The 20,224-nt window shown below is 65.9% G+C and carries 19 protein-coding genes; 11 read left to right on the top strand and 8 right to left on the bottom strand.

Features of this window, described 5'->3' with window-relative positions; genetic code table 11:
• Nucleotides 1-69 precede the first annotated feature (69 nt).
• Entirely contained in the window at nt 70-312 is a 243-nt protein-coding gene (locus PH586_RS14640; protein ID WP_271348498.1) for a formate dehydrogenase subunit delta, read from the top strand.
• Nucleotides 313-793: 481 nt separating this feature from the next.
• Nucleotides 794-1,591, top strand: coding sequence for a transglutaminase family protein (locus PH586_RS14645; protein ID WP_271348499.1), 798 nt, complete (start codon nt 794-796; stop codon nt 1,589-1,591).
• Here PH586_RS14645 and fdhD read toward each other — a convergent pair.
• Together fdhD and yrfG are read right to left on the bottom strand one after the other, a co-directional pair.
• Nucleotides 1,585-2,442: a formate dehydrogenase accessory sulfurtransferase FdhD gene (fdhD, locus tag PH586_RS14650; RefSeq protein WP_271348500.1), complete on the bottom strand. Its 858-nt coding sequence runs from the start codon at nt 2,440-2,442 to the stop codon at nt 1,585-1,587. The genes PH586_RS14645 and fdhD overlap by 7 nt on opposite strands.
• Nucleotides 2,443-2,561: 119 nt before the next feature.
• Nucleotides 2,562-3,218: a GMP/IMP nucleotidase gene (yrfG, locus tag PH586_RS14655; protein ID WP_271348501.1), complete on the bottom strand. Its 657-nt coding sequence runs from the start codon at nt 3,216-3,218 to the stop codon at nt 2,562-2,564.
• Between the two features lie 135 nt (nt 3,219-3,353).
• On the opposite strand from yrfG, the gene nudE reads away from it, so the two are divergent.
• Both nudE and cysQ read left to right on the top strand, forming a co-directional pair.
• Nucleotides 3,354-3,920: an ADP compounds hydrolase NudE gene (gene nudE / locus PH586_RS14660; protein WP_271348502.1), complete on the top strand. Its 567-nt coding sequence runs from the start codon at nt 3,354-3,356 to the stop codon at nt 3,918-3,920.
• Nucleotides 3,917-4,738 (top strand): 3'(2'),5'-bisphosphate nucleotidase CysQ, encoded by an 822-nt coding sequence (gene cysQ, locus PH586_RS14665; protein ID WP_271348503.1) that lies wholly within the window; start codon nt 3,917-3,919, stop codon nt 4,736-4,738. Before nudE ends, cysQ begins: the two co-directional genes overlap by 4 nt.
• A 339-nt stretch (nt 4,739-5,077) precedes the next feature.
• Here cysQ and PH586_RS14670 read toward each other — a convergent pair whose 3' ends face one another.
• Nucleotides 5,078-5,740, bottom strand: a complete 663-nt coding sequence (locus PH586_RS14670; RefSeq protein WP_271348504.1) for an endonuclease — start codon at nt 5,738-5,740, stop codon at nt 5,078-5,080.
• Nucleotides 5,741-6,211: 471 nt separating this feature from the next.
• Here PH586_RS14670 and PH586_RS14675 point away from each other — a divergent pair, with 471 nt between their 5' ends.
• Nucleotides 6,212-6,982 (top strand): substrate-binding periplasmic protein, encoded by a 771-nt coding sequence (locus PH586_RS14675; protein WP_271348505.1) that lies wholly within the window; start codon nt 6,212-6,214, stop codon nt 6,980-6,982.
• Nucleotides 6,983-7,055: 73 nt separating this feature from the next.
• On the opposite strand, the gene PH586_RS14680 is transcribed toward PH586_RS14675, so the two are convergent.
• Together PH586_RS14680 and PH586_RS14685 are read right to left on the bottom strand one after the other, a co-directional pair.
• A complete protein-coding gene (locus PH586_RS14680; RefSeq protein WP_271348506.1) occupies nt 7,056-7,616 on the bottom strand; it encodes an NADPH-dependent FMN reductase in 561 nt (186 codons plus the stop codon).
• A 71-nt stretch (nt 7,617-7,687) separates the two neighbouring features.
• Nucleotides 7,688-8,581, bottom strand: coding sequence for a LysR family transcriptional regulator (locus PH586_RS14685; protein WP_271348507.1), 894 nt, complete (start codon nt 8,579-8,581; stop codon nt 7,688-7,690).
• 140 nt (nt 8,582-8,721) lie between these two features.
• Here PH586_RS14685 and PH586_RS14690 point away from each other — a divergent pair, with 140 nt between their 5' ends.
• From PH586_RS14690 to PH586_RS14715, 6 genes are all read left to right on the top strand, one after another.
• A complete protein-coding gene (locus PH586_RS14690; RefSeq protein WP_271348508.1) occupies nt 8,722-9,795 on the top strand; it encodes a polyamine ABC transporter substrate-binding protein in 1,074 nt (357 codons plus the stop codon).
• 25 nt (nt 9,796-9,820) lie between these two features.
• Nucleotides 9,821-10,774 (top strand): agmatinase, encoded by a 954-nt coding sequence (gene speB, locus PH586_RS14695; RefSeq protein ID WP_271348509.1) that lies wholly within the window; start codon nt 9,821-9,823, stop codon nt 10,772-10,774.
• Nucleotides 10,775-11,315: 541 nt separating this feature from the next.
• Nucleotides 11,316-12,887, top strand: a complete 1,572-nt coding sequence (locus tag PH586_RS14700; RefSeq protein WP_271348510.1) for an ABC transporter ATP-binding protein — start codon at nt 11,316-11,318, stop codon at nt 12,885-12,887.
• Between the two features lie 16 nt (nt 12,888-12,903).
• Nucleotides 12,904-13,986: an ABC transporter permease gene (locus PH586_RS14705; protein WP_271348511.1), complete on the top strand. Its 1,083-nt coding sequence runs from the start codon at nt 12,904-12,906 to the stop codon at nt 13,984-13,986.
• 1 nt (nt 13,987) lies between these two features.
• Complete coding sequence (locus PH586_RS14710) at nt 13,988-14,920, top strand: ABC transporter permease (RefSeq protein WP_271348512.1); 933 nt, start codon at nt 13,988-13,990, stop codon at nt 14,918-14,920.
• A gap of 86 nt (nt 14,921-15,006) precedes the next feature.
• Nucleotides 15,007-16,104: a BMP family ABC transporter substrate-binding protein gene (locus PH586_RS14715; protein WP_271348513.1), complete on the top strand. Its 1,098-nt coding sequence runs from the start codon at nt 15,007-15,009 to the stop codon at nt 16,102-16,104.
• A 51-nt stretch (nt 16,105-16,155) separates the two neighbouring features.
• Here PH586_RS14715 and PH586_RS14720 read toward each other — a convergent pair whose 3' ends face one another.
• From PH586_RS14720 to PH586_RS14730, 3 genes are all read right to left on the bottom strand, one after another.
• The gene (locus PH586_RS14720) at nt 16,156-17,421 is read right to left on the bottom strand and encodes an OprD family porin (RefSeq protein WP_271348514.1); all 1,266 of its coding nucleotides are present in this window, start codon (nt 17,419-17,421) and stop codon (nt 16,156-16,158) included.
• Nucleotides 17,422-17,569: 148 nt separating this feature from the next.
• Nucleotides 17,570-19,120: an acyl CoA:acetate/3-ketoacid CoA transferase gene (locus PH586_RS14725; RefSeq protein WP_271348515.1), complete on the bottom strand. Its 1,551-nt coding sequence runs from the start codon at nt 19,118-19,120 to the stop codon at nt 17,570-17,572.
• 55 nt (nt 19,121-19,175) lie between these two features.
• Nucleotides 19,176-19,499: a hypothetical protein gene (locus PH586_RS14730; protein WP_271348516.1), complete on the bottom strand. Its 324-nt coding sequence runs from the start codon at nt 19,497-19,499 to the stop codon at nt 19,176-19,178.
• Nucleotides 19,500-20,224 lie beyond the last annotated feature (725 nt).

A 20,224-nucleotide genomic window follows, 5' to 3' on the forward strand; every position in this document is an offset into this window, starting at 1 on the left:
GGCGATCCGGGTGATCGTGCGCCGCTGTTCTTTTTCAGCTCTTCGACCGCCAGAGGCTCGCAGATGGGCATGAACGCCACACAATTGATCAAGATGGCCAACCAGATCGGCGCCTTCTTCGCCTCCCAGCCCAACCCCGAGCAGGCGCGCGCGGACTTCGCCCTGCACCTGAAGAAGCAATGGGATCCGCAGATGCGCATCGCGCTCTATGCCCACATCGACGCCAGCGCCGGCGAAGGCCTTAGCGCCTTCGCCCTGGAGGCGATGCAGGGCCTGCGCGAGCAGATCGAGCCGCTGGCCAAGAGCGCCTGATAGCCTGTCCGGCGCGGTCTCGGCCGGGCGCAACGCTCACCAACAAGCCCGCAGCGTGCGGGCTTGTTTTTTTGGAGCGAGGCGGCGCCGCAGGCGTCAAGGCAAGCGCGGCCAGTGCTGCGAGCTGGTCGAGTCCACCCACAGCGGCTGCTGGCGGGTTGATGCGACGGCGCGCGCGATACAAGTGGATCCAGCGCTGTGCCCATTCGCCATAGACAGGGCCCGTTCGAATGGCATAGTTTCTGAGAGGAAGCGGCTGGCGCACCTGCTCCAGCTGCTTGGGTTGGCTGTCATTTCTAGCGAAGTTCTCTCTCAACGCAGCGCTCAGGACACGGCAAGACGCGACAGGGGCTTGCGGGTGTGCTGAGCCGCGCTGGCGCGGGCATGCGCCTTGTTCTCCTCTGCGTACACATCGCTCGCTTCGCTCACCGGGACGGCATGCCGCCGCCCCTCAACCGTTCCGTAACGCCATAGGCCCTCTATGTGGATGCGCGCCACCTGCTTACTTGAATTCAATAGCCCGGTTGCGACGCCGTTTATCTTCATGCTGCGCCCACGCAGTGGCTGGCAGCAGTGGGTCGGCCGCGAGCAATACCTGTTAACGCCCAGCGTATCGGCGGTTGAGTTCACCGATCCATTTGGCAACCTTTGCCAGCGCCTGGTCGCGCCGGCCGGGCAATTCGCGGTGCACACCTCGTTTGATGTCGAGGCCGCCGAAGCCTCGGATACCGCGCCCGGCGCGTACTTTGTCGAGGTGCAACAGCTACCCGAAGAAACCCTGCCATTCCTGCTGCCCAGTCGCTTCTGCGAGTCTGATCGCTGCACACAACTGGCCGCGTCCATCGTTGCCGGGCGACTGCCTGGGTACGACCAATGCAGCGCGATCGTGGAGTACATTCGCCAGACCATTGCCTATACGCCCGGAGCGGGTCAGCTCATTATCAGTGCATGCGAGGTCAACGAGCGGTCACAGGCGGTCTGCCGGGACATGGCGCATCTGGGCATTGCCTGTTGTCGTGCGCTGTCGATTCCGGCGCGCATGGTCGTGGGCTATCTGGAAAACCTGCAACCGATGGACCTGCATGCCTGGTTCGAGGCCTACGTGGGCGGGCGCTGGTACACCTTTGATCCAACCCAGGATAATGAGCAGGGCGGCAGGATTGCCGTCGCCTACGGGCGCGACGCGGCCGACGTGGCCATCTACACCCAGTTCGGCAATCCGGTTGAATTACGGCACATGCAGGTATCGGTCGAACGAATCGCGGCACCGTCCTACTGACTGGTTTCTGTCTTTGCCTGCAGCGGCGCCGGGCTGTACACCCGTGGGGCGCTGCGGTGCGGCAGGTGGATCAGGTTGAGGCAATGGCGACGCGCCCAGTCCGTCGCCAGGTCGGTTGGGGCGGAGAGGCTGACCAGGGTGCCGATGCCGGCGCGCACGGCCTTGTGAATCAGTTCCAGGCTGCAGCGGCTGGTGACCACGGCGAAGCCCTGGCATGGCTGCAGTTGCTCGCGCAGCAGGGCGCCGATCAGCTTGTCCAGGGCGTTGTGGCGGCCGATGTCCTCGCGGCACAGGCGCAGCTCGCCGCTGCCATCGACGAAGGCCGCGGCATGCAGCGCGCCGCTGTGGCGGGCCAGGCGCTGGGCTTCGGTGAGGCGATCGCGCAGCGCGTGTAGGTGGGCGGGCGGCGGCAGGGCATGGGTCGGCAACACCGCGAGCTTGGGCAGGGCCTGCTCCAGCGCCTCGACCCCGCAGAGGCCGCAGCCACTGGTGCCGGCCAGCTGCCGGCGCTGCTGCTTGAGCGCCCAGAAGGCGCGATTGCTGATGTCCACCTCGGCATTCAGGGCAGCGCCGCTGCGCGTGAGGCGGATGTCGTAGATCTCGTCGATCGAATCGACCAGGCCACCGCTCAGGCTGAAGCCGGCGATAAAGTCTTCCACCGCCGAGGGCGAGACCATCATCACCGCATGACTGATGCCGTTGTAGCTGATGGCCAGCGCGCACTCTTCGGCCAGTACGGCATCGGCCACCACGCTCGACGTGCCCAGTTCGGCGTAGGCATAGACTTCACCCGCGTGAGTGGGCGCGTCGGGGGCCTGGGCGGCGGGGGGCGTAAATGCAGCGCGTGACATGGCTGGGGTCTCTGAATCCGGCGTATTGGCCTAGCCTAAGCCCGCCGGGCGCAGGCGTCTAATGAGGATTGGTGCGATGCCGAGCGTGGACATCGGCAAGTCGTTTTCAAGCGTGCCGCTCAGGGCAGCAGGTCGCGGTAATCCTCCACTGCGGCGAATTCCTCGGTGTCTTTCGGGCCTTTGCGGCTGTCCGGCTGGCGCACCGCCAGCAGATGGCCGACGCCGAAGTCACGGGCGCTGCGCAGCACCGGCAGGCTGTCGTCGATGAACAGGCTGCGCGCCGCATCGAAGCCGAGATCCTGCTGCAGGGCGAACCAGAACTGCTGGGCTTCCTTGGCGAAGCCGTAGTCGTGGGAGCTGATCAGGCGATCGAAGTAGGGCGCCAGTTCGATGCGTTCGAGCTTCAGCGACAGCGAATCGCGATGGGCGTTGGTGATCAGCACCACGCGCTTGCCGGCGGCGCGTACGGCGGCGAGGAAGGTGTCGGCGTCCGGGCGCAGGGCGATCAGGTGGGCGACCTCGCGCTTGAGGTCGCGGATCGACAACTTCAGCTCGCGGCTCCAGAAGTCCGTGCAGTACCAGTTGAGCTGGCCGGCATGCTCATGAAACAGCGGCAGCAACTCGGCGTCGGCCAGCGCCCGGCTGATGCCGTGCAGCTCGGCATAGCGCTGGGGCAGGTGCTCCAGCCAGAAGTGGTTGTCGAAATGCAGGTCGAGCAGGGTGCCGTCCATGTCCAGCAGTACGGTGTCGATCTCGGTCCAGGGCAATGACGGCATGGCGGCTTCTTGTCGGCAGATGGCGGAGGTTGTCGCGAATCTGCCGACTGACGTCGTGATCGCGCAATCTCCGGCGGGGCTAATCGGAAAAGGCGCGGTATGATAACTCGCCCCGCCACTCTCAGGAGCCGCACCATGCGTCAGAAACCCACCGTACTCGCCCGCGAGATTGTCGCCAGCAGTCGCCTGTTTCGTGTCGAGGAACTGCAGCTGCGTTTCGCCAACGGTGTGGAACGGACCTATGAGCGGCTGGTCGGCAAGGGCGTCGGTTACGGCGCGGTGATGATAGTGGCGCTGGCCGATGCCGAGCATGTGCTGCTGGTCGAGGAATACTGCGCCGGCACCGACGACTACCAGCTGTCGCTGCCCAAGGGGCTGATCGAACCGGGTGAGGACGTGCTGGCGGCGGCTGACCGCGAACTCAAGGAAGAAGCCGGTTTCGGCGCGCGGCGGCTGGAGCACCTGACCGAGTTGAGCCTGTCGCCCGGCTATATGAGCCAGAAAATCCAGGTGGTGCTGGCCACGGACCTGTACCCGCAAAGCCTGCCCGGCGACGAGCCGGAGCCGATGCGGGTGGACAAGGTCAACCTGCGCGAACTCTCGAGCCTGGTGCAGCATCCCCAATTCAGCGAGGGCCGGGCCCTGGCCGCGCTCTACCTGGCGCGCGATCTGCTGACCCAGCGTGGAGACTTCGTGCTATGAGCCATCCCCTGATCCCGGCAGTCATCCAGTTGGTGCGCGAGGCCGGCGCGGCGATTCTGCCGCATTGGCGCGCCGGTGTGCTGGTCACCGAGAAGGCCGACGCCTCGCCGGTGACCGCCGCCGACATGGCCGCCCATCACATCCTCAACGATGGCCTGGTCGCGCTCGATCCGAGCATTGCGGTGCTGTCCGAGGAGGACGCCGATATCGCCTACACCGAGCGCGCGCAATGGCGCCGCTGGTGGCTGGTCGACCCGCTGGATGGCACCAAGGAGTTCATTGCCGGCAGTGAAGAATTCACCGTCAACGTTGCGCTGATCGAGCAGGGCCGGGTGGTGTTCGGCGTGGTCGGGATTCCGGCCAGTGGTCGCTGTTACTACGGCGGCGCCGGCCTGGGTGCCTGGCGCGCCGAGGCCGATGGTGTGGAGAAGCCGATCAGCGTGCGCCTGAACCCGGACGAAGCCTTTACCGTGGTCGCCAGCCGGCGTCACAGCAGCCCGGCGCAGGAGCGTCTGCTCGAGGGCCTGAGCGAACGCTTCGGCGACCTGCAACTGGCCAGCGTCGGCAGCTCGCTGAAGTTCTGCCAGCTGGCCGAAGGCATTGCCGATTGCTACCCGCGCCTGGCGCCGACCTCGCAGTGGGACACCGCCGCCGCCCAGGGCGTGCTGGAAGGCGCCGGCGGCGAAGTGCTGACCCTGCAGGGCGAGGTGCTGACCTATGAGGCGCGCGAATCGCTGCTCAACCCCTCCTTCCTCGCCTTGCCGGCTGCCGCCGAGTGGCGCGCCGAACTGATCCAGCTGGCCCGCGCCCTCGACTGAGAGCAGGTTTACCCAGCTATTGCGGCGCCTTCAGGCGCCCACTGCTGAGCCACCTCAAGCAATCCGCGACCGAGGGAGACACTCACCGCAGGCAGTGGACCATGGGTTCGCTGGTGCGGTACCAGAGCTGGCGGGTTGTCGCTGCGCTCCGAAGCCGCCCTACGATCACGCGATCTGGAGGCTATCCACAACCCGTAGGGCGTCACTCGCCGCAGGCAGTGCGCCGTGGTTAATGGGCGCGGCACAAATTTTGTCGGGCTGTCGCTGCACTCCGAACGGATCGCCGCCCGAGCCGCCCTACGCTCTGAGGGAGTCGCCGGATGCGGAGCGATCCGGGTGTCAGTCGGTGATCAGTTGCTCGACCAGGTCCGGGTCGTCGATAAAACGATTGCGCGTGCCCTGCAGACTGCCGATCTTTTCGTTGCGGGCGTTTTCTTCGGCATCCGGCGGGTCGGTCCGGTGCCACTGCTTGTACATGCGCACGTCGCCGACGATGGGCAGGCCGTACTCGATGTGCATGTAGAAGATCGCCCGGGCGATATTGCCCTTGGCGGCGTCGCGCGGCTCCAGCACTTTGAAGCGGCTTTTGAGGTCGCAGCCGATGTCGGCGAAGGTGCTCTGCTCGCTGGCGTCCAGCAAGCCGAACTGCGCCTTGCGCCGCAGCTGTTCGGCGCGGGTCAGCGCCGGATAGAGGTTATGCAGATCGGCCGTCATATAGGCATAGCGCGGGTTCATGATGCTGCACTGACGATCGGTGATGCAGCGCAGGGCGCTTTTCAATTGCTTGCTGCTGTAGATCGGGCTGATGCTGAGCAGTCCGCCGCCTCCTTGGCCGGTGAAGGCCTTGGCGCAATACAGCGAGGTGCCGCCGGCGCCATACAGCTCATTCCAGAACAATTGGTCGCGCACTCGTGGGTCGGAAATCTGGCTCTGGCCATTGGCCAGAATCGGCAGGCTGAAACTGGCTGCCAGGCAACTGAGGGCGATAATGACTGCTCGCATGATAAGGGTCCGCTAACCGCCGTGTTCGGGGTCTGTTGTTGTTCTGCAGTGGCCGCATCTGACAAGACCGACGTCACATGATCAAGCCGAAAGATTGGCGCCATGTAAGCCTTAGCTTACATGGCGTGCTGTCGATCGCCACTACTGTGGTGGCTGCTGGGCGGCTAATCTTCTGCCCATGGACGTAGCGCAGGAAGCGCAAAGTAACCAAAAGGGATACGCTGGATAGCCGCCAGGATGGTGCGCGCAACACGGATGTCAGTACACAGTCTGCAAAGGCCCCGCACCAGCGGGGTTTTCTTTTTTGGGCGTTCGCCCGGTACGGCGCTTCTGCCGCGTCAATCCCCAGTAGAGTGATGGTCCCAGCGGGGGCAGCCAGCAACGGCATCCAGGCGTCGGCGGGCGCAGGTAAGTCGATTCGATGGCGACCCGCAGTGAACTGTGACGACTTTGCACTCCCCGAGACCCGCCATGCTGATTGCGCTTGCCCAGTGTTTGCCCCCTTTCCGCGCCGTCTGGCTCCTGCTCGCGGCCTTGAGCCTGGGCGCTATCCAGCCAGTGGCCGGCGCGCCGCTATACCGCGTGGGTGTGGAAGACGTCGATTACTACCCCATTTATGCGCTGTCGGCTGACGGCCGGTACCGCGGTTACGCCCGCGACCTGCTCGACCTGTTTGCCGCCCACGCGGAAATCCAGCTGCGCTATGTGCCGTTGCCGGTACAGCGGCTCTATCACGAATACTGGGCGGGCCGGCTCGACCTGGTATTCCCCGACAGCCCACGCTGGCATGAGGTCGGTAAACCACAGGGTGTGATTACCTACTCGCAGCCGCTGCTGACCTTCCAGGACGTGATGCTGGTGTTGCCGGCGCGGTTGGGCCAGCCGCTTGAGCGTTTTCGCAAACTCGGCTTCGTGCGCGGGTTCACCCCTTGGAAATTTCATGCCGAGATGGCCGCAGGCTTAGTTGAGATCCACCGGGCGCCGAGCCCGGAGGGGTTGATCCGGATGACCCTGGCCGGCTACATCGACGGCGCCAACATGGCCCAACAGGTCGCACGCTACCACCTGGGCCAGCTCGAACGGCCGGATGCCCTGGTGGCGGAGCCCCGCTTGTTGCAGTCCGGCGACAGCCACTATTACCTGTCGAGCATCCGCCACCCCGAACTGATCCAGCGCTTCGATGCCTTCCTGCGCAGCGAGCGGCAGGCGGTCGCTGCGCTCAAGGCGAAGTACGGGCTGTAAGCCGGGGCCCAGCGGTTATGCAGCTGTCGAGCCCCGGCGCGGCAGTTGGCGAATGCGCGCTGGCCCGCGCGGGTCAGTCGTCTACCTGCTTCTCCACCCACTCGGCATAGGCGTTGATGAATTTCTGCAGGAACGGCTTGATGCCGTCGCCGATCATGCCGGCTTCCTCGAAGAAGCTGCCGGCGCCGCCCAGGTAGGCCTCCGGCTGCTGCATCATCGGCACATCGAGAAACACCATGGACTGGCGCAGGTGCTGGTTGGCGCCGAAGCCGCCGATGGCGCCCGGCGAGGCGCTCAGCACCGCACCCGGTTTGCCGCTGAAGGCGCTCTGGCCGTAGGGGCGCGAACCGACGTCGATGGCGTTCTTCAGCGGCGCCGGCACCGAGCGGTTGTATTCCGGGGTGACGAACAGCAGCGCATCGGCCGCCTTGAGCGCGGTGCGAAAGCTGGTGTAGGCCTCCGGCGGCCGGTCGTGGTCGATGTCTTCGTTGTACAGCGGCAGGTCGCCGATCTCGACGATCTCCAGCTTCAGCGAGGCCGGTGCCAGTTCGGCCAGCGCCAGGGCCAGCTTGCGGTTGATCGAGCCTTTGCGCAGGCTGCCGACCAGGACGGCGATGTGGTGAACCTTGCTCATGATGACTCCTTGTTGAGGGGTGAGCTGAAACTATAGACCGTCTCTGGGCCGAAGGTCCTGGCGGGCCTCGCTCAGCTGAAGGCCGTGAGCAAATCCTCGACTATGGCCTGCTGCGCCTCGCTCGGCTGACGGCCACGGTGACTGGCGAGGTGGAATTGCACGTTGAAGCCGAGTTGCTCCGCCAGCAGCGCTCGCAGCTGGCCACGCTCCACCCAGGGCGCGGCGATGTGCCGGGGCAGGTAGCCGATATGGGCGCCGGAAAGGACGAAGGCCAGGCTGCCTTCGACCTGTTCGCTGCGTGCGCTGCTGGCAGCGGACTGCCAGGGCTCGACGGCCTGAGTAAAGCGGTAGGGATGGTGCACTCCGTCCTGCTCGAGCAACTGCTCGCGGCTGAAGAGCGGCTGGTCGAACAACGGGTGGCCGACAGCGCAGTACAACGCTTGTTCTTCCTCGAACAGCGGACGGAAATCAAGGGCGCTCTGGGTGCCGGAGAAGTAGCCGATGGCCAGGTGCAACTGGTCCTGCAGCAGGCGCCGTTCCAGCTCGGCCGGCATGGCGCTGAGCAGTTCGATCTGCACCGCCTGGTTGCGCCGGCGAAAGCGGCCGATGGCCGCGCCGACCTGCGCCAGCACCCGCTCGTCGAGTGCCTCGGACAGGCCGATGCTGAGGGTGCCGAGCAGCTTGTCGGCCATGCCCTGAGCCTCACCCTTGAAGGTATCGATGGCGGCGAACAGCTTGTGCGCCGCCAGCAGCACCTGCTCGCCCTTGGGCGTCAGGCGGAAACCGGCCTTGCCGCGCTCGCACAGGCGAAAGCCCAGGCGCGTCTCCAACTTGGCCATCTGCGTGCTGATGGTCGACTGGCCGATGCCCAGTTCGCCTTGCGCGGCGCTGAAGCCGCCGCTCGCCACCACAGTGATGAACAGTCGCAACAGTTGCAGGTCGAGGTCGCGGACTTGGCTGAGCATGGCGGCTCCAAACATTGATGAAAGTAGATGCCAGAGTAGATTACTTCATATTTATCAGAAGCAAGTCGCGGCGCAGCATGGCTCTACCTGACCCCTGCGACAGGGGTCGTTACCGAGCCAATTTGCCTGAGGGTATCGCCATGCGTCTTGCCACGAGTGTGTTACTGATCGTCTTCGCCCTGCCGCTGCAGGCCGAGGAGCGGGTGCTGAACATCTACAACTGGGCCGATTATGTGGCGCCGCAGGCGCTCAAGCGCTTCCAGGCCGAGAGCGGCATCGGGGTCAAGTACGACACCTTCGACAGCACCGAGGTACTCGACAGCAAGCTGCTTACTGGAAACAGCGGCTACGATGTCGTCTTCCCGCCCTCCAGCGGCCTGGCGCGAGCGATCCAGGCCCAGGCGCTGCAGCCGGTCGGCGCCCTGAGCAATGCCGGCAACCTCGATCCGGAACTGCTGGCCAAGCTGGCCGGCGTCGATCCCGGCAACCGCTACGGCGTGCCTTATACCTGGGGCACGGTGGGCCTGGGCATCAACCAGCAGGCGGTCGAGCAGCGCCTGCCGGGCGTGGCGCTGGACAGCCTCGATCTGCTGTTCAAGCCGGAGTACGCCAGCAAGCTCAAGGACTGCGGCATCGCCGTGCTGGACTCGCCGCAGGAGGTGATCGCGATCGCACTGAACTACCTGGGCAAGGACCCGTACAGCACCGCCGCCGCCGACCTCGAGGCCGCGCAGCAATTGCTCGCCCAGTTGCAACCCAGCCTGCGCTACATCGGCAGCGGCAAGCATATCGACGACCTGGCCAAGGGCGAGATTTGCCTGGCGCTGACCTACACCGGCGACGCTGGCATGGCCGCCGCCCGCGCCGTCGAGGTCAACCAGCCCTTCGAGGTGCTGTTTCGCATCCCGCAGGAGGGCACGTTGATCTGGTTCGACACCATGGCGATTCCGGTCGATGCACCGCACCCGCAGGCCGCCCGCGCCTTCATCGACTACATGCTCAAGCCCGAGGCGATCGCCGAGCTGACCAACGAGCTGTATTTCGCCAATGCCAACCAGGCGTCGGCACCGCTGATCGATGACGCGGTACGCAGCGATCCGGACATCTACCCGCCGGCCGCGGTGCGCGCCAGGCTGTTCCCCGAGCAGATCATGGCACTCAAGGACCAGCGCAAGCGCACCCGCCTGTGGACCGCCTTCCGCACCCACTACTGATACCCCAGAGAACGAGTAGACGATCATGGACCACGCCTTCGACAACGACCAGGCCATCACCCGCGACAGCCTCTACGGCACCCGCGCCGAACCGACCTACGCCGGCATCACCAGTTTCATGCGCCGGCGCTACACGCGGGATTTGCGCGGCGTCGACCTGGTGGTCAGCGGGGTGCCCTTCGACACCGCCACCACCAACCGCCCCGGCAGCCGCTTCGGCCCGCGGGCGATCCGCGCCGCCTCGATCCAGTCGGCCTGGGCCCGGCACTTTCCCTGGGAATTCGATCCCTTCGACCTGCTGGCCTGCATCGACTACGGCGACTGCTACTTCGACCACGGCACCCCGCAGGACACCCCGGCGGCCATCGAGGCCCACGCCGACAAGATCCTCGATGCCGGCTGCGCCATGCTCACCCTGGGTGGCGACCACTTCATCAGCTACCCGCTGCTCAAGGCCCACGCCAGGAAGCACGGCGCCTTGTCGCTGATCCACTTCGACGCCCACAGCGACACCTGGCCGGACGAGGAGGGCGCGCGCATCGACCACGGCACCATGTTCTACCACGCGGCCAGGGAGGGGCTGGTCGACCCGGCACGCTCGGTGCAGGTCGGCCTGCGCACCAGCAACGACGACGTCATGGGTTTCCAGGTGCTGGATGCGCGTGAGGTGCACCGGCACAGCCCGGAGCAGATCGCCGAGCGCATCCGCGCGCGGGTCGGCGACCACCCGGTGTACCTGACCTTCGACATCGACTGCCTCGACCCGGCCTTCGCCCCTGGCACCGGCACCCCGGTGTGCGGCGGCTTGTCCAGCCACCAGGCGCTGGAGATCCTGCGTGGCCTGCGCGGCATCAACCTGGTGGGCATGGACGTGGTGGAAGTGGCGCCGCCCTACGACAACGCCGAGGTCACCGCCCTGGCCGGCGCCACCCTGGCGATGGAGATGGTCTGCCTGTACGCGGCGCGGCATAAGCTGTAAGGCGCCTCTGCACATAGGCTGAGGCGCTTGTGTCGTCTTGCCGCTCCAAGCCCCGGGCCGCCTGCAGGTAGCTCGGGGCTTTTTTGTGGTCCATGGCGCAGGGCAAGTGGGCCTGGTGGCTGGTTCAGTGAGGCAATTGTGGCGCCTGAGACCCCGATACGTTCGCCATGGCCCACTTTGACTCATCGCAGTGCTGGGTTCGTAACCGCGGTTACTCGGCTGCGGATGACCGGCTAGCCGCAGCGGGCACTCGATGCAAGGTGTTGCGCCTTGGCTGCTGTTCAAGAGCGAAGTTTGTATACAAAGCGCTATCCGGGCCATGGCAATTGTTCACATGCTTGTGAGTAATTGTTGACAGCATGTTGCGCAATCTCATTGAAACGTAGTACACAGGGTCTCGCGTTTGCGCACCCAGTGCCGCTCAGCGAAGGGCAACCAGAAGGGTGCAGGGCTCCACAAGGCGTTGCTCCTCTCCAATAATAAAACGCCGATACCCGCTCGCTTGAGCTGTTAAGGTCATCGGAAGACAGGAGAAAACCCAATGCATCAAGAGCAGGCCACAGCAGCCGCCGATGCCCAGCCGCGCTTGATCTTGACCGGCATCCGCAAGGTCTATCCCGCGGTTGTCGCCAATGATGGCATCGACCTCAGCGTGATGCCTGGCGAGATTCATGCCGTGCTCGGCGAGAACGGTGCCGGCAAATCCACCCTGATGAAGATCATCTACGGCGTGACCCGGCCGACCTCAGGCCACATGGTCTGGGAAGGTCAGCCGGTCACGGTGGAAAACCCTGCCCATGCGCGCAGCCTGGGCATCGGCATGGTGTTCCAGCACTTCTCCCTGTTCGAAACCCTCACCGTGTTGGAGAACGTTGCCCTGGCCCTGCCGGGCAAACCCGACATGAGTGACCTGGCCCGGCGCATCGAGTCGGTGTCCAAGCGTTATGGCCTGCCGGTCGACCCGCGTCGACACGTGCATGCGCTCTCGGTGGGGGAGCGTCAGCGGGTCGAGATCGTCCGCTGCCTGCTGCAGAATCCACGCCTGCTGATCATGGATGAGCCGACCTCGGTGCTCACCCCGCAGGCGGTCCGCAAGTTGTTCGAGACCCTGCGCCAACTGGCCAGCGAGGGCTGCTCGATTCTCTATATCAGCCACAAACTCGATGAGATTCAGGAACTCTGCCACAGCGCCACCGTGCTGCGCGGCGGCAAGGTCACCGGCGCCTGCATTCCCGCCGAGGAAACCCCCAAGAGCATGGCGCGGCTGATGATCGGCAAGGACCTGCCGGCTTGCGAGCACACCGCCGCGCCGGCTGACGGCGAGATTCGCTTGAAGCTGGATGGGCTGTCGCAGGCCTCCATCGATCCCTTTGGCACCGACCTGAAGAACCTGCAGCTGGAGGTGCGCTCCGGCGAGATCGTCGGCATCGCCGGGGTCTCGGGCAATGGCCAGGCCGAGCTGTTGGCGGCCATTTCCGGGGAGGCCCCGCTGAGCGAGAAAGGCCCGGTGCAGATCTGCGGCAACGCGGCGGGGCGCTTGTCGCCCGACCAGCGTCGGCAGATCGGCCTGTGCTTCGTGCCGGAAGAGCGCCTGGGCCGTGGCGCGGTGCCGAGCATGGCGCTCAGCGACAACGCGATTCTCACCGCCGCCGTGTCGAAAGGCCTGGTCCGGCACGGCCTGATCGACTTTCGCGCGGCCAAGGCCTTCGCCCGCGAATGCATCGCGCGCTTCAACGTCAAGTGCGCTGGGCCGGCCGCGCAGGCCCGCTCGCTGTCCGGCGGCAATCTGCAGAAGTACATCATGGGCCGCGAGATCATGCAGGCGCCCAAGTTGCTGGTGGCTGCCCAGCCCACCTGGGGCGTGGACGTAGGTGCATCGGCCTTTATCCGCCAGCAGATCATCGACCTGCGAAACGCCGGGTGCGCGGTGTTGGTGGTGTCCGAGGAACTCGATGAGCTGTTCGAGATTTGCGACCGCATCGCGGTGATCGCCGATGGGCGATTGTCGCCGACCCGGCCCTTGGCCGAGACCTCGGTGGAGGACATCGGCGTGTGGATGAGCGGCATGTGGCCAGGCAGCGAGAGCGCCGCCACATCGACCAGCAACCAATAACAAGGGATCGCGCAGCATGCTCTCATTCAAGCTTGAAACCCGCCCCGAAGCCTCGCGCACCATGAGCTATCTGTCGCCGCTGATTGCGGTGGCACTGACCATGCTCGGCGGCTTGCTGCTGTTCTCGGCCTTGGGCAAAGATCCCCTGGAAGGCTTCCAGGTGTTCTTCCTCAACCCGTTGCGCCACTGGTACGGCGTGTCCGAACTGCTGCTCAAGGCCGTCCCGCTGATGCTCATCGCGGTGGGCCTGGCCATCGGTTTTCGCGCCAATGTGTGGAATATCGGCGCAGAAGGCCAGTTCATCCTCGGCGCCTGTGGCGCGACTGGGGTGGCCCTGGCCATGGGCGACTCCAGCGGCCCGCTGGTGCTGCCGGCGATGGTCGTCGCCGGGGCGCTGGGCGGTGCCGCCTGGGCGGCGATCCCGGCATTCCTGCGCACCCGCTTTAACGCCAACGAGATCCTGGTCTCGCTGATGCTGGTGTATGTCGCGCAATTGCTGGTGTCCTGGCTGGTGTTCGGCCCCTGGATGGACCCCGACGGCTTCAACTTCCCGCAGAGCAAGATGTTCTCCGACTCGGCGCTGTTGCCGCTGCTGGTCGAGGGCACGCGGCTCAACCTGGCCTTCGTCATGGCGCTGGGGGTGCTGGTGATCGGCTATGTGTTCATGCACAACAGCTACCTCGGCTTCAAGATGCGCGTGGCCGGCGAGGCGGCGGATGCGGCGCGTTATGCCGGCTTCTCGGCCAAACGCATGGTCTGGATCGGCCTGCTGGTGGGTGGGGCCTGCGCGGGTCTGGCCGGCATGGCCGAGGTGGCCGGACCCATGGGCCAGCTCACCGACAAGGTCGCCAGCGGCTACGGCTTCGCCGCCATCATCGTGGCCTTCGTCGGGCGGCTGAATCCCATCGGGATCTTCTTTGCCAGCCTGTTGATGGCGCTGTTGTTTCTCGGCGGTGAGCAGGCGCAGCTGTACCTGAGCCTGCCCGCGTCGATCTCCAAGGTGTTCCAGGGCATGTTGCTGTTCTTCCTGCTCGGCTCGGACCTGTTTATCAACTATCGGCTGCGCGTGCGGCTGACCCTGGCCAAGGCGGGAGACTGACATGGAGCAGAGTCTGATTACCTCGATGCTGTTCGCCACCCTGGTGGCGGGCACGCCGCTGATCATCGTGGCCCTGGGCGAACTGATCACCGAAAAGGCCGGGGTGCTCAACCTGGGCGCCGAAGGCACCATGGCGATGGGCGCGGTGGCCGCCTTCGCCGCCACCCATTACACCGGCAATCCCTACCTCGGCGTGCTGGCCGGCATGGCGGCGGGGGCGCTGATGAGCCTGCTGTTTGGCCTGCTGACCCTGACGCTGATGGCCAACCAGGTGGCCTCCGGGCTGGCCCTGACGATCTTCGGCGTCGGCCTCTCGGCCTTTGTCGGCAAACCCTTCGAGTCGCTGACCCTGCCGGCGGTGCCGGCGATCCGCATCCCGCTGCTGGCCGATATCCCGCTGCTCGGGCCGGCGCTGTTCAACCAGCAGTCGCTGGTGTATTTCTCCTGGGCCCTGCTCGGCGGGGTGATCTGGTTCCTCTACAAGAGTCGCGCCGGACTGATCCTGCGCGCCGTCGGCGAGTCGCCCTCGTCGGCCCACTCGATCGGCTATTCGGTGATCGGCATCCGCTACCTGGCCACCACCTTCGGCGGCGCCATGGCCGGTATCGGCGGCGCCTTCCTGTCGGTGTTCTACACCCCGCTGTGGGTCGAGGGCATGGTCTCGGGGCGCGGCTGGATCGCCCTGGCGCTGGTGGTGTTCGCCACCTGGCGGCCGCTGCGGGTGATGGCCGGGGCCTACCTGTTCGGCGGGGTGATGATCAGCCAGTTGTTTATCCAGGGCTCGGGCCTGCAGATCGAGGTGCCGTCGCAGTTGCTCTCGGCGCTGCCTTATCTGGCGACCATTTTCGTGCTGGTGCTGATTTCGCGTAATCAACAGACCATCCGGCTCAACTCGCCGATGTCGCTCGGCCAGCCTTACCGGCCGGACGCCTGAACCGTTGGCCGGTGCAGGGAGACGCCGGCTAGGTTAATTTTTCACCGAATACCAACCCCCACAACAGTGAGTCAGGAGAGGCATCGATGAGCAATCGCAGGAACTTCATCAAGGCAGCGAGTGGTGTGGCAGTGGCAACAGCGTTGGGCTTTGGCCTGCTGGGTGCGGCGCAGGCGGCCGATCCGCTCAAGGTCGGCTTCGTCTATATCAGCCCGATCGGCGACGCCGGCTGGACCTACCAGCATGACCAGGGGCGCTTGCAGATGGAAAAAGCCCTGGGCGATAAGGTCGCAACCAAGTACATCGAGAACGTCCCGGAAGGTGCCGACGCCGAACGGGTTATCCGCGAGCTGGCCAGCAGCGGTTACAACCTGATCTACGCCACCAGTTTCGGCTACATGAACTACGTCGAGCGGGTCGCCAAGCAGTTCCCCAACGTCACCCTGATGCATGCCACCGGCTACAAGACGGGCAAGAACTTCGGCAACTACAACGCGCGCTTCTATGAGGGCCGCTACCTCAATGGCGTGGTCGCCGGCAAGATGAGCAAGTCCAACGTACTGGGCTATGTCGCCGCCTTCCCCATCCCCGAAGTGGTGATGGGCATCAACGCCTTCGCCCGCGGCGCGCGCAGCGTCAATCCGGATGCCGAAGTACGGGTGATCTGGGTCAACAGCTGGTACGACCCGGGCAAGGAGCGCGAAGCCACGCTGACCCTGATCTCCCAGGGCGCCGACATGCTCACCCACCACACCGACTCCACCGCCGTGGTGCAAGCCGCCGAGGAGAAGGGCGTGAATGCCTTCTCCTACCACTCGGATATGAGCAAGTACGGCGCCAAGGCGCAGCTCTCCGGCACCACCCACCAGTGGGGCAAGTTCTACACCGATACCACCCAGAGCGTGCTCGACGGCACCTGGAAACCGGCTTCCACCTGGGGCGGGATCAAGGAGGGGATGATCGAGATCGTGCCGCTCAATTCGTCGGTTCCAGCCGATGTCAAAGCGCTGGTGGATAAACTGGAAGGCGACATGCGCGCCGGCACCTTCCACCCCTTCGCCGGCCCGGTGGTCGACCAGGACGGCAAGACGCGCGTCGCCGCCGGCGAGGTCATCAGCGACGAGGACCTGAGCCACATGAAGTACTTCGTCGAGGGGGTCGCGTCCAAGCTGCGGCAGAACTAAGTCGCGCCGAACAAAAGGCCAACCGCGCGGTTGGCCTTTTGCGTTGCGGCCTTACCAGAGCGGCAGGCTGTAGCTGACGATGAAGCGGTTCTCGTCCAGGTCACTGCCGAAGTTGCTGCGGGTGGTGGCGTTGCGCAGGCGCAGGCCGAGGTTCTTCAGCGGGCCGTCCTGGAATACGTAGGCGATGTCGGTGTCGCGTTCCCAGGTCTTGCCCTCGCTGAGGCCGACGCCGCGGTCGACGTTGTCGCCGGACAGGTAGCGGGTCATGAAGGTCAGCCCTGGAACGCCGAGGGCGGCGAAGTCGAAGTCGTAGCGCAGCTGCCAGCTGCGTTCGTCCTGGTTGCCGAAGTCGTTGATCTGCACCAGGTTGACCAGCGCGTTGTCGGCGCCGGCGAGGTAGGCGAAGCCGGTGTCGCCGCTCAGGCGCTGGTAGCCGGCGGTGAAACCCTGGGCCCCCAGGCGGTAGCTGAACAGGGCGCCGAAGGCGTCGTTGTCGACGTTGCTGCCACCGTCATCGCTGGAGCGGGCGAAGCGGATGTCCGACTTGAAGCTCTGCCCCTCGCCCAGCGGCAACTGGTACACCAGGTTGACCAGGTGCTGGTCATAGATGCCGTCGAGGCCGCCGTAGTAGTAGCTGGTGGCCAGTTCCGGGGTCCATTGGTAGCGGCCACCGGCGAACAGGAACTCGTCGCTGGTCTTGCTGCTGCCCAGCACGATGTTGCGCTTGCCGCCGTTGTACACGGTCATTTCCTGGTTGTCCGAGGAGTCGCGCTGGTTGACCCGGTCGAGGCGGCCGAGGTCGAGGTTCAGGCCCTCCACCTCGTTGCTGTTGAGCCAGGCGCCGCGGAAGCTCTGCGGCAGCAGGCGGCTGTCGTTGCGCATCACCGCCGGCAACACCGGCTGCAGGGTGCCGAGCTTGAGGGTGCTGCTGGAGGCGCGCAGCTTGGCGGTGAAGCCGGCCTCGGCGTACTCGTCCTGGGCGCGCTTTGGCGCCTCGCGGTCGCTCTTGAGGATGCCGGTGCCGGTGCGGTCCGGGCTGGAGTCGAGCTTGACCCCGAGCAGGCCGATGGCGTCGAAGCCGAGCCCGATCGGGCCCTCGGTGTAGCCGGACTCGAAGCGCAGCTGGAAGCCCTGGGCCCACTCCGCGGCCTTGGCCTGGGGCGCGCCGTGCTGGCGGAAGTCGCGGTTCATGTAGAAGTTGCGGGTATCCAGCACGGCCTTGCTGTCGTCGACGAAGGCCGCCAGGGCCGGGGCGCTCAGACCCAGGGCGATGCTCGCGGCGAGCAGCTGGCGGTTGAGTATCGGGGTGTGTCGCATGGGTAGTTCCTCTTGTTGTTATGGTCGCTACGGTTTTTTTGCCCACAGCCGTCCTGGCAGCGCCTGCCGGGGCAGGGCCGTGGGGTTGGGGGTGAAACCTGAAAAAATGCGCGGGGCCAATAGGCGGCCCCGCGTTTTCGCTCAAGGGTTACAGGGTCTCGCGCAGACCCAGGCACTCTGCGCGGAACAGCCGCGCATCCATCAGTCGTGGTTGGCGCACGATGGGGGCGAAGTCCATGCGCGCAAGGATGTCGCGCTGCAGGTCGACGCCGGGGGCGATCTCGATCAGTTCCAGGCCTTGCAGGGTCAGGGCGAACACGCAGCGCTCGGTGACGTAGAGCACCGGCTGGCCACGCTCGGCGGCCTGGCGTCCGGCGAAGGTGCGCTGCTCGACCTCAGCGACGAACTTGCGCACCTCGCCATCGGCGACGATGCGCAACTGACCGTCTTCGATGCGGATGTCCTGCTTGCCGGCGCTGAAGGTGCCGACGAACACCACCCGCTTGGCGTTCTGGCTGATGTTGATGAAGCCGCCGGCACCGGACAGCCGGCTGCCGAACTTGGACACGTTGAGGTTGCCCGCCGCATCGGCCTGGGCCAGGCCGAGGAAGGCCAGATCCAGGCCGCCGCCGTCGTAGAAGTCGAACTGGTAGGGCTGGTCGAGCAGGGCGCTGTGGTTGCTCGCCGCGCCGAAATCCAGGCCCGAGGCCGGAATGCCGCCGATTACCCCGGGCTCGGCGGTCAGGGTCAGCCGGTCGATCACGCCTTCCTCGGCGGCCACCGCGGCCACGCCTTCGGGCATGCCGATGCCCAGGTTGACCACCGCGCCGGCCTGCAACTCCAGGGCGGCGCGGCGGGCGATCAGCTTGCGCACGTCCAGCGGCAGCGGCGCCAGGCTGTCCACCGGCACCCGGGTCTCGCCAGCGAAGGCCGGGTTGTAGGCGGTGGCGAAGGTCTGCTGGTGATTCTGCGGTTCGGCCACCACCACGCAGTCGACCAGGATGCCGGGGATCTTCACCTCGCGCGCATTCAGCGAGCCGCGCTCGACGATGCGCTCTACCTGGGCGATCACCAGGCCGCCGCTGTTGTGCGCGGCCATGGCGATGGCCAGGCTCTCGATGGTCAGCGCCTCGCGCTCGAACGACAGGTTGCCGTCCGGGTCGGCGCTGGTGGCGCGGACGATGCCGACGTGGATCGGCAAGGCCGGGTAGAACAGGTAGTCCTCGCCGTCGATGGGCATCAGCCGCACCAGCTCGGTGGTGGTGCGCGCATTGAGCTTGCCGCCACCGTGGCGCGGGTCGACGAAGGTGCCCAGGCCGACCCGTGACAGCTGCCCCGGCTTGCCCGCGGCGATATCGCGGAACAGTTGCGAGATCACCCCCTGCGGCAGGTTGTAGGCCTCGATGCGGTTGTCCACCGCCAGCTGCTGCAGCCCGGGCACTAGGCCCCAGTGGCCGCCGATCACCCGCCGCACCAGGCCCTCGTGGGCCAGGTGGTTGAGGCCGCGGCCCTTGCCGTCGCCCTGGCCCGCGGCATACACCAGGGTCAGGTCGCGCGGCGCCTGTTCGCTCCGGAAACGCTGCTCCAGGGCGATGGCGATTTCCTCGGCGAAACCGATGCCGACGAAGCCGCCGGTGGCGACGTTGGCGTTGTCGGGAATGCGAGCCACGGCGGCGGCGGCGGTGATGATCTTGCTCATGGCGGTTACTCGTAACGAAGGGGGGCTAGGTCACCCGTAGGAGTGGGGGGGACGCCTAGTCCCATGTCCGCGAACCGCGATCGCGGCCATGGGCCGCTGCTACGGGACGGTTGCTTAGAAACTGCCGAACAGGGTGCCCAGGGTCATCACCATGGCCGGCGCGACCCCGGGGAGCGCCACGGTGTTGACGAAGATGAACGTGTACGACTCGCGGTGGCTGGCTGCCGCGCTTGGCGACGATGCCGTGGGCGATGGCGCGGGCCGAGCAGGAATCGTCCATCGGCTTGCAGAGCAGCGGGGCGAGCAGCCGCTCGTTGAGGCCGCGGTAGGCGAGCAGCAGCAACAGGGCGAGGGACAGCAGAATGCCGAGGGTACCCATGGTGGCAGCGATTCCTTTTGTTGTTGTTTTCTGGCGCGCGCTACGGCGCGTCGACTTGCGGATTGTTAGAGCGAAAGGCGTGCCAGGTCGGCGCAACGGTTGTGAAAAACTCGCGGGACCGGCCGCAGGCCAGGCGCCATGGGGTTTGGCGCCCGTGTCGGCGGGTGTCGCCGCGCTCCCCGCGCAGCTGCCGGGGCGAAGGCGAGTGTCTGCTTGGCTGGACATGCTCAGCGGGGCGGTGGCCGCCGAAGACGTTGTCCAGTTTTCTGGACGGCGGCGCGGCGGCGCTCCGGTAGAGAGGCGCGGCGGGGTGTCGCCCAGTGGAGCGTCGCCCGGCCCACTGTCGGTAAGGCGTACTCGCGTAGCGGGGGATGAAGAGGGGCGTTTTCGCTATCGCTTGGCGGACTGTTCGCTGCGCTCCTGATCGGAACGCCGCCCGGTCCGCCCTACGAGCCGAGGGCGATCAGCAGATCTGAAGCAACCCGCGATCCGTAGGACGCTACTCGCCGCAGGCAGTACGCCAGGGTTCGTCGGTACGGCATAAGCGCTGGCGGACTGTTCGCTGCGCTCCTGATCGGAACGCCGCCCGGTCCGCCCTACAAGCCGAGGGCGATCAGCAGATCTGAAGCAACCCGCGATCCGTAGGGCGCTACTCGTCGCAGGCAGTACGCCAGGGTTGATCGGTACGGCACAAGCGCTGGCGGACTGTTCGCTGCGCTCCTGAT

Source organism: Pseudomonas aestuarii (assembly GCF_027988105.1).
GTDB classification, from domain to species: domain Bacteria; phylum Pseudomonadota; class Gammaproteobacteria; order Pseudomonadales; family Pseudomonadaceae; genus Aquipseudomonas; species Aquipseudomonas aestuarii.